13 protein-coding genes and 1 riboswitch are annotated in these 14,105 nt (G+C 45.9%); of the genes, 9 read left to right on the forward strand and 4 right to left on the reverse strand.

Annotated elements, in window-relative coordinates; translation table 11 throughout:
• Positions 1–405 (reverse strand): (deoxy)nucleoside triphosphate pyrophosphohydrolase, encoded by a 405-nt coding sequence (locus NIT04_RS17535; protein WP_252504791.1) that lies wholly within the window; start codon positions 403–405, stop codon positions 1–3.
• Between the two features lie 464 nt (positions 406–869).
• Between NIT04_RS17535 and fmdA the strand changes: the two genes are divergently transcribed.
• The 7 genes from fmdA (at position 870) to NIT04_RS17570 (ending at position 7,347) form a co-directional block, all read left to right on the forward strand.
• The gene (gene fmdA, locus NIT04_RS17540) at positions 870–2,048 is read left to right on the forward strand and encodes a formamidase (protein WP_252504792.1); all 1,179 of its coding nucleotides are present in this window, start codon (positions 870–872) and stop codon (positions 2,046–2,048) included.
• Between the two features lie 12 nt (positions 2,049–2,060).
• Complete coding sequence (locus NIT04_RS17545; RefSeq protein WP_252504793.1) at positions 2,061–2,330, forward strand: FmdB family zinc ribbon protein; 270 nt, start codon at positions 2,061–2,063, stop codon at positions 2,328–2,330.
• 111 nt (positions 2,331–2,441) lie between these two features.
• The gene (locus tag NIT04_RS17550) at positions 2,442–2,588 is read left to right on the forward strand and encodes a hypothetical protein (protein ID WP_252504794.1); all 147 of its coding nucleotides are present in this window, start codon (positions 2,442–2,444) and stop codon (positions 2,586–2,588) included.
• Positions 2,589–2,861: 273 nt separating this feature from the next.
• Complete coding sequence (locus tag NIT04_RS17555) at positions 2,862–3,413, forward strand: Uma2 family endonuclease (RefSeq protein ID WP_252504795.1); 552 nt, start codon at positions 2,862–2,864, stop codon at positions 3,411–3,413.
• A 242-nt stretch (positions 3,414–3,655) separates the two neighbouring features.
• The gene (locus NIT04_RS17560) at positions 3,656–4,846 is read left to right on the forward strand and encodes a M14 family metallopeptidase (RefSeq protein ID WP_252504796.1); all 1,191 of its coding nucleotides are present in this window, start codon (positions 3,656–3,658) and stop codon (positions 4,844–4,846) included.
• A 91-nt stretch (positions 4,847–4,937) separates the two neighbouring features.
• The gene (locus NIT04_RS17565; protein WP_252504797.1) at positions 4,938–5,810 is read left to right on the forward strand and encodes a hypothetical protein; all 873 of its coding nucleotides are present in this window, start codon (positions 4,938–4,940) and stop codon (positions 5,808–5,810) included.
• A gap of 257 nt (positions 5,811–6,067) precedes the next feature.
• Positions 6,068–6,151: riboswitch (cyclic di-GMP riboswitch) on the forward strand.
• A gap of 29 nt (positions 6,152–6,180) precedes the next feature.
• Positions 6,181–7,347: a hypothetical protein gene (locus NIT04_RS17570; protein WP_252504798.1), complete on the forward strand. Its 1,167-nt coding sequence runs from the start codon at positions 6,181–6,183 to the stop codon at positions 7,345–7,347.
• A 276-nt stretch (positions 7,348–7,623) separates the two neighbouring features.
• On the opposite strand, the gene NIT04_RS17575 is transcribed toward NIT04_RS17570, so the two are convergent.
• Entirely contained in the window at positions 7,624–8,475 is an 852-nt protein-coding gene (locus NIT04_RS17575) for a dimethylarginine dimethylaminohydrolase family protein (protein ID WP_252504799.1), read from the reverse strand.
• 125 nt (positions 8,476–8,600) lie between these two features.
• Between NIT04_RS17575 and NIT04_RS17580 the strand changes: the two genes are divergently transcribed.
• Positions 8,601–9,341: a YqcI/YcgG family protein gene (locus NIT04_RS17580; RefSeq protein ID WP_252505142.1), complete on the forward strand. Its 741-nt coding sequence runs from the start codon at positions 8,601–8,603 to the stop codon at positions 9,339–9,341.
• A 175-nt stretch (positions 9,342–9,516) separates the two neighbouring features.
• Here NIT04_RS17580 and NIT04_RS17585 read toward each other — a convergent pair whose 3' ends face one another.
• Together NIT04_RS17585 and NIT04_RS17590 are read right to left on the reverse strand one after the other, a co-directional pair.
• Entirely contained in the window at positions 9,517–10,827 is a 1,311-nt protein-coding gene (locus NIT04_RS17585) for a D-serine ammonia-lyase (protein WP_252504800.1), read from the reverse strand.
• 56 nt (positions 10,828–10,883) lie between these two features.
• Positions 10,884–11,750 (reverse strand): D-alanyl-D-alanine carboxypeptidase family protein, encoded by an 867-nt coding sequence (locus NIT04_RS17590; protein ID WP_252504801.1) that lies wholly within the window; start codon positions 11,748–11,750, stop codon positions 10,884–10,886.
• A 203-nt stretch (positions 11,751–11,953) separates the two neighbouring features.
• Between NIT04_RS17590 and NIT04_RS17595 the strand changes: the two genes are divergently transcribed.
• Positions 11,954–13,987, forward strand: a complete 2,034-nt coding sequence (locus NIT04_RS17595; RefSeq protein ID WP_252504802.1) for a hypothetical protein — start codon at positions 11,954–11,956, stop codon at positions 13,985–13,987.
• Positions 13,988–14,105: the final 118 nt, after the last annotated feature.

Here is a 14,105-nt window from a genome sequence, read left to right on the forward strand (position 1 = left end):
TTATTTTATAACTTTGCTTATAGACAGCTTCTCTATTGCTGGAATGTCTGCAGGAGCCCAATTTAATGAGAATAATTTTTCCCTTGGTATCCATTTTAAATCTGCATGCTCACTTACCTTAGGGGTTCCTTCAACTACTTTCGCCATGAAAGTTTCAAGCCGTACAATTACATTTTCATATTCATAAGTCGTATCCTCAACCGGTTCAAGAACCTCAATAATACAACCTAATTCTTCATAAATTTCACGTTTAAGTGCCTCTTGTTTTGTTTCATTCGCTTCAATCTTCCCACCCGGAAACTCCCAGTAATTCGGTAATGACATATCCGGCCCTCTCAATGCTGCCATGATTTCTCCATCTTTATTTTCTATAACAGCTCCAACTACATGAACTTTCTTTTTCATCGCTTTCACCTATTCCTTTTCATTTCAATTACCGTTATTAATAATTGGCTTAGTTAATTAACTCTATTTTTTGTACAATCCTCAAACTTTCAAAACTACAGATTTCACAGCACTCTGTTTCATCTTCATGCATCTCATGACACCTATTGCAAACGTAGAGAACTTCATCAGTATTTTTCATGAAATTCCTCCAATTATTCATTCATATTTTTTAGACGAAATGTTATTTCCATTATAGCACCAAAATTCATTCATAGAGCCGAACCGGACGCATGAAAATTGAGTTCATAACATATACCACCATCCAATTCCCATTAATTCATTTTATCAATATTACATTCCCTAATTCTTCTCCTCAAAGACCATTTCCAACATATTATTATAAATTTCATATTTATTTGACAGTTTAATATATTGTTGCTAACATGAAAGCGCATTCAAAATATAAGATTGGGGGATTCGAAATGGCAAAAACAATGTATGCACTTGATTTGAGCAAGCCGATGGAAGAGCAAGCACATCCGGGTCACAATCGGTGGCATCCGGATATTCCTGCTGCGTTTTCTGTAGACCCTGGTACGTCTTTTAGGATGGATTGCAAGGAATGGACGGATGGGCAGATTGAAAACAATGATAGTGCGGAGGACGTTCGTAGAGTAAATCTTTCGCGTGTTCATGTTTTGAGCGGCCCGGTGTATGTGAATGGTGCGGAACCTGGTGATTTATTAGTTGTCGATATTTTGGATATTGGAGCGCATCAGGGGTATGAATGGGGTTTTAACGGGATTTTTGCGAAGGAAAATGGCGGAAGCTTTTTAGTGGATCAGTTTCCGGAAGCACAAAAGTCGATTTGGGATTTCGAAGGCATTTATACGACGTCGAGACATGTGCCTGGTGTGAAATTTGCAGGGCTTATTCATCCTGGATTGATTGGTGTAGCCCCATCTATGGAGCTTTTGCAAAAGTGGAATGAACGGGAGCAAAAACTGATCGATACGGATCCGAACCGTGTGCCTGCGCTTGCGAACGCTCCGAATCCGGAGAGTGTTGTGCTTGGTACATTATCAGGTGCGGAATTTGATAGAGTTGCGAAGGAAGGCGCTCGTACTGTGCCGCCACGAGAGAATGGTGGAAACTGTGATATTAAGAATTTATCGAAGGGATCGAGGATCTTCTTCCCTACTTTTGTCGAAGGGGCGAAGCTATCGGTCGGCGATCTTCACTTCTCTCAAGGCGACGGGGAAATTACGTTTTGCGGCGGAATTGAGATGTCCGGCTGGATTGAGCTGAAGGTGGACATTATTAAGGGCGGCATGGAGAAGTACAAGATCTATGAAAACCCTGTTTTCCAACCTGGTCCTGTTGAGCCAAATTACAATGATTATCTCGTTTTCCAAGGGATTTCAGTTGATGACCGCAATGGAGAACAGACATATTTGGATGCCAATATCGCATTCCGCAGGGCGTGCCTGAATGCCATCGAATATTTGAAGACACTCGGTTATACGGGCGAGCAGGCGTATATGCTATTAAGTACTGCACCGGTTGAAGGGCGCATTAACGGCATTGTCGATATTCCGAATGCTTGCTGTACAATCGCGATTCCTACCCAGATTTTCGATAAAGATATTATGCCGAAGTAAGGAGGACTCATTTTGCCTAATTATACATTCCGTTGTAAGGACTGCGGCGAATTTACGCTGTTCTTCAAATCAATGGCCGGCAATAAAGAAATAGCGGACTGCCCGGACTGTGGCCACGTGTCAACTAGAGTCTTTTTCGCACCTAACCTTTACACTCTATCAAGAGAAGTGAGTTCACGCATTGAGAAAGGGATGGAGCCCCAGCGGATGACGCGGGCTGAATTAGGTGCCAAGCAGCCAAAGAAAAAGGCGAAGGTCAATCGTCCTTGGCAAGTTGGCTAAAAGAATAGGACAAGTTTACATCCACTAGGCTCTCCGGGCTTATGTGGATTTTTTGTATAGCCTCACTCTTGCTGGACACCCTAACGATAAAGTTGAAAGGGTGTGTCATCTATGATGCCAGAACGAGAAATATTTGCGGAGTTGAGCGAGGAGCAGTTGAATGCGTTAAGTGCTTTGGAGGATGAGCTCGGTGTCACGCTCGTAGCGTATGAAAGCCCGATGCATGATGACAATCATATTGTGGAGTCGGACGTTTGATGGACTGGACTATCCTCGGGTAGTCCTTTTTTGATGGATGGACTAGGTTATCACCGACTTGGGAGAGTTTATCACCGACTCTCGCCTGTTTATCACCGACTTGTGGGGCTTTATCACCGATTCTCCCCTGTTTATCACCGACTCACATGAATTTATCATCGTTTTTATCCATTTATCATCGCGTAGCTTTTTTGCTTCATAAATAATTGCTTTGCACAAAGTATTCAAATAATTAATGTGTTAAACTTAACTAAATGATGGGAGGAGATTAGCATGGCGCAGACGGAAACAAATCGACGTTACACAATTGCTGACATATGTGGTTGGGATGGGCGATGGGAATTGATTGACGGTATTCCGTATAATATGACGCCTGCCCCTTCTACTGCCCACCAGCAGATTGTTGGTGAATTGTTTTTCGCCCTGCGATCCCATTTCGGGAAGAGTGGTTGTTCTGTATTTATAGCGCCTTTTGATGTGCAACTGGAAGAGAGCGATCAACATACCATTGTGCAACCAGATCTATCTGTGTTTTGCAAGGAGCAAACCATCCATTCGAATCGGGCAATTGGGGTTGCGGATTTGTTAGTAGAAGTTCTTTCTCCTTCAACCGCGCTGAAAGATCGTAATGAGAAATTTATATTATATGAACGGTCTGGAGTGAAGGAATATTGGCTTGTCGACCCGCTAAATCATACGATTGAGCTGTATGGTCTTTCGGATGGTCGATATAGCAGACGTAAGGTGTTCGGCGTGGATGATACGCTAAATTCTTTTGTATTTCCAGAGCTCTCGATTGATATGAAGAATATATTGCGCGGCTGATGGATGGGCTATCTTAGGATAGTCCTTTTTTGATGGGCGGTGAAGGTTATCACCGACTCCGACTCAGGCGACTTTAACACCGACTCTCCACTGTTTATCACCGACTTGAAGCACTTTATCACCGACTCCCAAAAACTTGTCACCGTTTAGTAACCCTTTCCCTTCTTATGCAAGTAGTACACCCCCACCCACACCTCATATACTACTATCAGTTGTGCACTTCCCTATAGAGGAGGAACGGCATGGACATTACAGTGCGGCCTGGAGATTCTCTCTGGTATTATAGCCAGTTATTCAGGGTTCCGCTTCAATTGATCATAGATTCGAATCGTGATGCAAACTTGCAGGTTCTCTCGGTCGGGCAACGGATTCGAATTCCGGGGTATGTGGCGTTTGAGGTGCAGATCAATCAGGGAGAATCGTTATGGTTGATTGCGCAGCGAAGAAATGTCCCCCTCGAAGCGATCCTCCTTGTGAATCCAACGCTCAATCCAAACCGCTTGCAAATCGGTCAGACGATCCGGGTTCCTTTGCGCATCACGTGGAGGCTCGTCAACGGAGAGCAGACGTATAGCTATGCGACCATGATTAACGATTTGAGAAGACTTCAATCCGTGTATCCCTTCATCCTGAACGAGTCGATTGGAAATTCGGTTCTCGACAGGAGCATTCCTGAGATTCAAATTGGCACCGGCCCGAAACGGGTCCACTACAACGCTTCCTTCCATGCAAATGAATGGATTACAACGCCAGTCCTTATGACCTTCCTCAATGATTATTTGCTTTCCTTGACAAATCAGACTCCGATACGCGGTTTGTCCACTTTCCCTTTGTACCAACAATCCACCTTATCGATTGTTCCGATGGTGAATCCTGACGGCGTTACACTCGTGCAGCAAGGACCGCCAGAGACGGAGCCGTGGAGAACGAGAGTCATCGAATGGAACAATGGCAGCACGGATTTCTCTGGATGGAAGGCGAATATTCGAGGTGTCGATCTGAATGATCAGTTCCCGGCTAATTGGGATTTGGAACGCACACGCAACCCGAAAACCCCGGGTCCCCGGGATTATGGCGGCGAACGACCACTCTCCGAGCCGGAAGCTATTGCAATGGCAGACTTGACACGGTTACGGGACTTCGCTTGGGTTCTCGCGTTCCATACACAAGGCGAGGTCATATACTGGGGGTATCAGGGACTTGAGCCTCCTGAGTCGGAAACGATGGTCAATGAATTTAGCCGGGTAAGCGGCTATGAACCGGTCCAAACAATCGAAAGCTACGCCGGCTATAAGGATTGGTTCATTCAAGATTGGCGCAGGCCAGGGTTCACTGTCGAGTTAGGATTCGGTATTAATCCATTGCCGATTGCTCAGTTTGGGGAAATTTATGAGGAAGCTTTGGGGATTTTTTTGGCGGGGTTGTATTTGTAGAACGGAACGATCAAATTGATATGAACACTTGACTCTCCTCATGAATATAATGTAGACGGCCCTCAGATTTAAAATAAGAGGAGAGTGTCAAATGGGGAAAGTTTTTTCAAAAAAGGTTTTGTCTACTGTAGTTGCTAGTTCGTTACTTTTTGGCTCGAGTGGAGCGGTTGTAACTGCAGCACCGAAAGCAGATACGAAACAAACGGGGCTAAGTGCATCAACTGTTTCACAAAAGAACCATGTACCGTATATCACATCCACGGTTGCGGAAAATACAAAGTGGGCATATAACCGTTCGAGCAATCAATTCATATTAACGTACGATAAAGTTGAGTATTGGTCCGTTGGGAAGCCTGTTGTTACCGCAGCACATTCAGTAGTCTTAAGCGGACTAAACCATAGTGTGAAAATCTACGATACAATACTATTGATTCCAACTGCTAACCAAGATTTTACGTTCTCTCCAGAAGCAACGTGGAAATTTGATGCAGCCGCAAAAAGGTATTCGGCTACATTTACTATCTTTATTTCAGATAGTAAAGGGGTTGTCAGAAAGGAAGTAGTTACGAGAAACGGACTGCTGCCAGGGCAAGTGCATGAACTCCCCTATTCCCTAACAGATAAATTCGGGACGATTACAAAAAAGGTATCCTATAAGGCACCTGCAACACCGGTTGATGTTGGGGTAAAAGAAGTGAAGAACCTCAAATTTAATACCGTTCAACAGAATAAGAATCAAATTAAAGTGGAAGCGTCTTATCAATTGGTCCATTCTGACGGAACAGTTGAGGCAAAGAAACATTATTTAGATGGTAATTTCGGAAATCCAGGTCCAGGGTCAAAAAGCAAAAATCCTTCAACAAGAAAATGGGAAATTGCCGGTTATGTCTATAAGGTAACTGTGCATTATGATGCTAAGAAGAAAACACACTATGCCACTTATGAAAATGTCGGCAAAGATTAACTATCTATAGATTGCTTAAGAATTAGACGGAAGGCATCCTGATATGGGTGCCTGTTTATTTGAATAAAGAGCACAAAATATCTTTTTGACAAATAGATAGTAAACAGAAGTCTCAAAGTCATAAAAAGAGGTCTTTTGTCTTAATTTGTCGATAAAAAACTAGTTCTTTTTATCTTATTTTCTTATATAATTCTCTTATGGATGTTCAATACAGCAAGGTTGCTTGATCGTCTTGTATGGGTTCCATTTTTTCTTATGTATACTAGGGGCGCAATGAAACGTGGTCCTTACATGGACACTTTGACCACGTGGAGCAAATAGTGTAACCGACCCTCTTATAAAAAACACATAAATAAGAGGAGAGTGTCAAATGAAGAATGTTTTATCAAGAAAGGTTTTGTCTACCGTCGTTGCTGGTTCGTTGCTATTTAGTGCAGGTGGAGCGATTGTATCTGCAGCCCCTAAGGAAGAGAAGAAAGACACAGGTCGAACAGAACAGAAAGTCCAGACAGGTGTTATTAAGTTCAACAAAGTCGATGATGTACCACGGCACGCCAAGGAAGTTATCCTATCTGGCACAGTTGTCCTCGATGGACCACAGCTCGTCTTTTCAATCTCTGGAGTAAAATCAGAAGACATAAAGATTACAAAGACCGGCGATAAGACGTGGATGTATGAGGCAGTTGTTGATGTATCGGAAAAGAAAGATGACATTTATTTCGAAGTTTCCGCTAAAACCATTTATGCGAATGGAAAGACTGCAGGTACAGTCCACACAAGTGCACCTACTGTTACGCAAAAAATTCATGTGCCTTTTATCGTCAATACGTTTGCAGAAAATCCAAAATGGGCTTATGACCGTCCAAACAATCAATTTACATTAACGTACGATAAAGTTGAGTATTGGTCCGAAGGTAATCCTGATACTACAGCGGCTATATCGGTACCTGTAAATGGAGTGGAAGATATCGTGGAAGTCCACGATACAACACTATTTGTACCGTTCGCTTACCAAGACATTACATTTTCTCCGGTAAATTGGGAATTTCATGAACCCACAAAAACGTACTCTGGTATAGTTGATATCACCATCACAGATAGGAAAGGTATTATTACAACGGATTCCGTCAAATTAACCGGACTTAAACCAGCGATGATGCATACATTCCCCTATTCGCTGACAGATGATATCGGAATCTTCACGAAAACTGCTGATTACATGGCGCCTGAAGCGCCTGAGGCGCCGGTACCAGTAAAAGTGGAAATTCTAAAATTAACACTGAAACCTAATGGCGGGCAAAAAGTGCCTAACAACTTTAAAGTAATAGCTACCTATGAAATTCACAATTCCGATGGATCTATAGAAGTTGTAAGAGAAGATGATTTGGGAGAGGCTATTGGAAATCCACATCCAGAATCAGGTGGCAAAAAGTACTCACCACAAGATTATGTTATTGCCACCTTTGTCTACACCGTAACTGTCACTTACAACCCGGGGACAGGGGAATACAAGGCAGATGCCGTACTAAAAAAATAAGGACCTTAGTCTTCACCACTGACTACTAAAGATATTCTAACAGGCATCCTGAAAATAGATGCCTGTTTTTTCATACAGAAAGCGCCAATCTCGTTGCAAGAGGATTTATGCGTGCTTTTTGAGTTTTATGCGCGAAAAAAGCGATTTATGCGTTTCTAGTCGGATTTATGAGCATTTAAATGCATTTATGCGGTTTTCTGGCGGTTTATGCGTAGAAATTGGCATTTATGCGTTTTTGGGGTTTATTCCACCAAAAAACCTCACTGTACGTGAGGTTTAGTCCCTTTCGAGCGGCATGGAGCAGCAGCGGAAGGAGCCGCCGGATTTGATGATTTCGGAGAAGTCGACTTCGATGACTTCGAATCCTTGGGCGCGCATGGCGGTGTTCACTTGTTCGTTTTGCGGGAGGCTGAATACTTTGCCGCCACCGATCGATAAGACGTTTGTGCCCATTGTGAATTGCTCCTCCGGCGACACTTCGATCAGCTTATAGGATTGCGAAAGTGTTTCGACCATGTCTGCTGACAGTGCTTCCGGGAAGATGAGGCCGATTTCAGGCGATAGTATGTTGAATACACAATCAAGGTGTAAGTATTTTTCATCGAATGGAATGCGGATGATGTTGTGATTCGGCAGATTTCGTTGTAAATTGCGGACGGCCTCGTCGGATGTTCGGCTGCTGATGCCGACGTACACTTTGTGGCGATCGACGATGACGTCACCGCCTTCTACTCGGTCGGTCGTCGTCTGATATGGGATGTTGGCGTCTTCGAGAAATTCCTCGAGCGCCTCTTCCTCGCCTTTTCGTATGTCTCTTGCCATTTCGGCGACGAATACTTCTTCTCCGACCGTGAAGCCGATATCGCGGGTGAATACTTGCTCAGGAAATTGTTCAGAAGAAGGCAAGTTGATTACTTCCACACCGTGTTCTCGGAGCAGCTTTTCGAATTCCCGGTGTTGCTTCAACGCCAACTCTACGTCGATGTTTTCGTCAGCGTATTCTTTTTGCGTATGGTTGATGACTTCTTCAATTGCCATGAATTTCGGCTGGCAAAGAATGACTCGCTTCAATGAATCATATTCTGTATTGCACTTCGTTTTTGATTTATCGTCCACAGGGGAACTCATTATTTCATCCTCCACATCTTTTTCTCAAGCAACTATTCCCTCTTCCAATCAAGCTAAACCCAAGTTTTAGGGTCCCCTGACAAGGGAATTGGATAACTACGTATAGATTGGGGGAATCATGATTGATTGATGAAAAGACAAATACGTTATTGACGAAAGAGGACTTTACAACAAGGGCAGACTTGCCGGATTGGCTGCTGGAAAGCTATCGGACGTTCCATGAGACGGTGACGGATAAGACGTTTCCGTGTTATTTCGGTATGGGCGGTGAATTGAAGGGTGAATTGCGTTATGCGTATGTGACACAGAAGGACTGGTCGAACTTGCCTTCTGCTCTCCATGCCTTTTTGAAGTTGTTCGATGATCCGAAGCATAAGCGGCATGGATTGTTCGTCTTCGTGGAGCCTTTTGAGACGGAAGGCGATTTGGAATCATACCGGAAGCAGTTTTGGGACATTCTGCAATACTTGCACGATGTCGATGAGACCGAATGGCCAGCTGACAGCCCACGTGATCCTGACCATTATTTGTGGGACTTCCATTTTGGCGGCGAGCCGATCTTCGTGTTCGGAAACGCGCCTGCCTACAAGCAAAGGAAGACAAGGGATTTGGGGCAATCAATGGTGCTAGGCTTCCAACCTCGTCGTATTTTTGAAGGGTTGAAGGGCACTGAACAAGGCGGCATCATGTCGAGGGAAAAGGTGCGTGAACGTGTCGAAGTGTGGGATCAATTGCCGAAGCATCCGGATATTAGCCATTACGGCGACCCGACGCACAATGAATGGAAGCAGTTTTTCATCGGCGATGATGTTGAACCGATTGTCGGGAAATGTCCGTTTTCGCATAAAGAGATGAAGAATGAGTGAATGATGTAAAAAGGGGCCGAATGATTATTTCCGGCCCCTTTTCATATTATCTGAATTAATTTCCCGATTAATCCCATCTATATTTCTATCGAAAAACGCCGTCAATACTACATTTCCCAGTCACAATTAACGAAATATTTCCCGAAGTGTGTCGATTTCCCAGGAAATAGCTCGATTATTTCCTGCCGATTCCGTAGTACATATCCATTTCCGCTTCTGGCACCATGCTGCCGCCTGTCGCCCAGACGAGATGGGTTGCGGATGTTGTATTCGCCATCGGGACTTCATTGCGGATCACTTGAACGGGTCCTGTCATTCCCGCAAGAGCGGACGGTTCGAGTCGGATATCCTCGGTATCAGCGATCATCGTCAGCAATTTGAACATCGTTTCATCTGCGATCGTATAGCAGCCTTCAAGGAGCGGCTCCATCTTCTTGCCGACGAACCCGGATGGCGTTCCTACCGCAAGCCCGTCTGCCGCTGTCTGATTGTCCAAGTTGAAGTCTGCAACGGACACTGCGTCATGTAAGCCGGTCATCATGCCGATCGTCATGCAAGGTGAATGCGTCGGTTCGGCGAAGAAACAATGGACATTGTCGCCAAATTGAAGCTTCAGTCCGAAAGCGACGCCCCCCGGTCCCCCGCCTACTCCGCATGGCAAATAGACGAAGAGTGGATTGTTTTCATCGACTTGTTTGCCGCTTTCCTGTAATTGTGCAGCAACTCTCTCACCCGCGACCGCGTAGCCGAGGAATAGATCGAGCGAGTTTTCATCATCGACGAAGTGACAAAGTGGATCCGCTTCCGCCTGGCGTCTGCCTTCCTCGACCGCTTTGCTGTAGTCATCCGCATATTCAACGACGGTCACGCCTTTTTCACGGAGAAGGTCTTTCTTCCATTGCTTCGCATCAGCAGACATATGGACTGTGACGTTGAAGCCGAGCTTCGCACTCATGATGCCGATGCTCAGTCCGAGATTTCCAGTCGAACCGACAGCGATTTTATGCTTAGCGAATAAATTACGGAATTCCGGCTCTGCAAACTTCGCATAGTCCTCGTCCGGTTGAATGAGTCCATGCTCCACGGCAAGCGTTTCAGCATGCTTCAACACTTCATAAATGCCGCCACGCGCCTTGATGGAGCCCGATATCGGAAGGGCGTTGTCCTGCTTCAACAGCAATTCCCCGGGAATTTCCGTTTCATATGGAGCAGAGAGCGCTTCTTTCATCTTCGGGATGGCGGTGATCGGTGACTCGATAATGCCATTTGCACCTTCTGTTTCAGGAAACACTTTTTTAATGTATGGGGCAAAACGCTTCAGCCGTTCGCTCGCGTCCTTCACGTCGGCTTCGGAAATACCGGATTGGGCAATGCCTGCCGCACTGGTTCCGTTCAACGGGTTTTGCCACAGCACTTCTTGTTTTTCGATGATTTTTTGCAGTAATGGCAATCTTTCGATTAAATTTTCTTTATCAGTTTCATTCACGATATCTGCCCCCATTATAAAAACTTTCTCTCATTATAACATGCAGGGCCGCTTACTTATTCATTTAACAATACATAGCGGTCAATCAAATCGCGAGTCAGTTCGAAACGGGGTGTAGACGTATCGCTTCCTTCCGACCCGACGCCGATGACGACCGTGATGATCCGCTTTCCTTCATAGACGCCTGTGCTCGCAAAGCAAGGACCGGCTTCCAGTGTGTACCCCGTTTTCAACCCTTCCATGCCTGTCATTTCTTGCGGTATCCCTGGAAGCATGAGGTTCGTGCTCCATAGCCTCGCTCCTTCGCTCGTCGTGAAGTCTGTCAAGCGGGTGAAGTCCAGCACTTCGGGATATTCGGTGAGAAGTTCGTTCGCGATGGCGGCGACATCCCGCGCAGTCGCCCGGTTCGTCTCTGCCTCATCCAGTCCCGTCGCATTGATGAATCGGGTGTTTCGCAAGCCGAATCGTTTTGCTTTTGCATTCATCTCTTCCACGAATTCTTTTTCTGAGCCGCTTACCATTTCAGCGAGTGCGATCGCTGCGTCATTCGCGGAAGTGACGGTCATCGCGGTGAACAGTTCACGGGCACTGTAAGTCTTATGCTTGTCCATCCCTAAAATGACTGCATGTTTCGATTGGTTCAACGCCGCTGTGGATGGTTTATATTGACTATCCCATAAGAGACGACCGTCGGAAATCGCTTCGAGGACGATGTACTGGGTCATCAGCTTAGACATGCTGGCGATCGGCAACGCCTCCTTGGCATTTTGCTCGTAGAGGATTTTTCCCGAATCCGCCTCAAGGACGATGGCAGCCTTCGCTTCATGGTAGAGGGGATCTGCCTCTTTGCGTGCGTCTTTGTCTTTAATGAAGAAGAAAAATGCCAATGCGGCTAGAAATATGATGGCAAGTATTTTTTTCATTGGAAGAACCACACCTTTCCCTTTTATACTTCTATTGTCTACAACAACTATGAAGATTCATGCATGGACTTTCTGAAGAATTTCTGAAGATATGTGAAATGTAAGGAGAAAACCCTCTCCTGGGTCATTCCCCCTCGCACACACCTTCATCATCCCGACTGAATACGCTACTAGTAATAACGTCAGTGATGGTGGTGATTTGCATGGAGAGTGCGGGGATTTTAGCAGGGCCGATGTTACGGCGGGTGGATACGGATTCTGTTGCCATTTGGGTGGCGACGGACTGTCCTGTCGAAGTGGACGCTGCCATTTATGTATTAGATACGCTTATTCCGCTCGATACCGCCACGAATACGACATCAATACGAGCAGGCCATCGTTTGTTCATTCACCTTGTGCAGGTGCATGGGCAATTTCCAACGGATACACTCCTTGGCTATGACCTGCTTTTTCGCGTTGGAAAAAACATATGTAATTTGGCAAGCCTCGGTTTGATTCATGAAAATGAAGATTCCATTACGTACGATGGACTTCCCTACCCTTCGTTTTTCATCCCCGCTAGTGCAGCTCCAACTTTTCTATATGCGTCTTGTCGGAAATTCCACGGGAAGGGAGATGATGCCCTCGTTGCAGCAGATGCGCTACTGCAAAGGGAAACGAGTAATCTTGCGGCAAGGCCGAGCGCCTTGTTTCTTACCGGTGACCAAATTTACGCGGATGACGTGGCGGATCCTTTATTTCCAGTCATCAGAACGGTTGCCGAACACTATATTGGTGAGGAGGACCTTTGGCAGTTCGATTCGCATCTGCAAGATGAGCCATTTGCTACTGCCATCCGGCAAGTGAATGGACGGCAGTTTATAACGGAACGATTTTGCCGGTTCACTTCGGCCAATGCTTCGAATCATCTGCTTACGTTCGGGGAATATGCGGCGATGTATTTGCTGTCATGGAGTCCAGCGATGTGGAAGGATGTTTTTCTCCCTACGTTCGATGAGTTGGTGAGGGAGGATGGCTTATACGTTTATTTTCCGGACAATCAAGATGAACTGGAGAAGATCCGCACCCGTTTTGAAGAGCAAGTCGGGCATCTATTGCAGACGATCGGTTCGCTACATCGGATACGGAGGCTGTTTGCAAATGTGCCTACGTATATGATATTCGATGACCACGACGTGACAGATGACTGGAATTTATCCGCAGACTGGCGCAGCGCGGTGCTCGCTTCGCCTCTAGGGAAACACGTTATTGCGAACGGGCTTTGTGCATACTGGGCGTTCCAAGGTTGGGGCAATGAGCCACAACGGTTCGGGGAGGGGTTCCTACAGTCGATGTGCAGTCATTTCGACGGGTTCATTGCTGACTCAACTGCTTATGAAGTATGGGCGAATCGGCTTTGGTCATTCTATGGCTGGCAATTCGTGGCGCCCACTACACCTGCTGCGCTATTTTTAGATACGAGGACGATGCGTCATTTTGAGCAAGACCCGAAACCTGTGAAAGTCGGTCACATGTTTAAGGAAACGGTTAAGACGCCGAGACTGATCGGCCCGTCAGGTTGGAAAGTGACGGCGCGGACGCTTCTGAAATCCCGGTGGACACGGGGAGATCCATTGATTATCGTTTCGCCGACACCATTGTATGGGTTAGGCCTCATTGAATCGGTGCTCCATTCATATGTGTATCCGTTGCGTGCGCTCGGATTTCCGATTCATGAAGTGCTTGACTTTGAGGCGTGGAAATATAACGGCAGAGGATTCACCGATTTCATCGGCCAATTGTTCCGTTGGAGTCTGTCCCGTTGCATCATTCTGTCGGGGGATGTCCATTATGCTTCCGCGGTCCGGTCGCGCCTGACGTCGAAACGGGAAACGCTCGATATTTTGCAGTTCACGAGCAGCCCTTCCCATAATATGAGCTTTTCGGGAGTTTGGGGAAAGCTGATGAAAGTGGCGATTTGGGGAAATGCAAGGCAGCGGAAGAGGACGATGTACCGCTATTGCGATGTGTCATTTTCGATTCATAACGGCGGGAAAGCGGTCAGTTGCCCGAAAGATGCGAAATGGCATGAGGCGCTCCGTTATTTAAGAATGGAAAGAGGAGCGATTGTCGAGACAGAGAACAATATCGGGCTGGTTACTGTCGGGGAGACCGTTGTCAGGCATTCGCTGTTGCAGATGATGAGAGGCGAGATGAAAGAGATACGATTTGAGGATATTGAAGCCTCGCCGGAGTGAGCCGGCGGGGTTTTTATGCGTTTTTGGAGGGATTTATGCGGCATTCTGTGCAGTTATGCGTGTATTTTAGGATTTATGCGCAATTCGTGGAGTTTATGCGTTTCTGGCCGAGTTTATG

The organism is Sporosarcina sp. Marseille-Q4943, from assembly GCF_943736995.1.
Lineage (GTDB): Bacteria > Bacillota > Bacilli > Bacillales_A > Planococcaceae > Sporosarcina.

Coding starts and splice junctions, on each gene's coding strand:
- NIT04_RS17535 (WP_252504791.1), bottom strand. CDS start 405: ATGAAAAAGAAAGTTCATGTAGTTGGAGCTGTTATAGAAAATAAAGAT.
- fmdA (WP_252504792.1), top strand. CDS start 870: ATGGCAAAAACAATGTATGCACTTGATTTGAGCAAGCCGATGGAAGAG.
- NIT04_RS17550 (WP_252504794.1), top strand. CDS start 2,442: ATGATGCCAGAACGAGAAATATTTGCGGAGTTGAGCGAGGAGCAGTTG.
- NIT04_RS17555 (WP_252504795.1), top strand. CDS start 2,862: ATGGCGCAGACGGAAACAAATCGACGTTACACAATTGCTGACATATGT.
- NIT04_RS17560 (WP_252504796.1), top strand. CDS start 3,656: ATGGACATTACAGTGCGGCCTGGAGATTCTCTCTGGTATTATAGCCAG.
- NIT04_RS17565 (WP_252504797.1), top strand. CDS start 4,938: ATGGGGAAAGTTTTTTCAAAAAAGGTTTTGTCTACTGTAGTTGCTAGT.
- NIT04_RS17570 (WP_252504798.1), top strand. CDS start 6,181: ATGAAGAATGTTTTATCAAGAAAGGTTTTGTCTACCGTCGTTGCTGGT.
- NIT04_RS17575 (WP_252504799.1), bottom strand. CDS start 8,475: ATGAGTTCCCCTGTGGACGATAAATCAAAAACGAAGTGCAATACAGAA.
- NIT04_RS17590 (WP_252504801.1), bottom strand. CDS start 11,750: ATGAAAAAAATACTTGCCATCATATTTCTAGCCGCATTGGCATTTTTC.
- NIT04_RS17595 (WP_252504802.1), top strand. CDS start 11,954: ATGGAGAGTGCGGGGATTTTAGCAGGGCCGATGTTACGGCGGGTGGAT.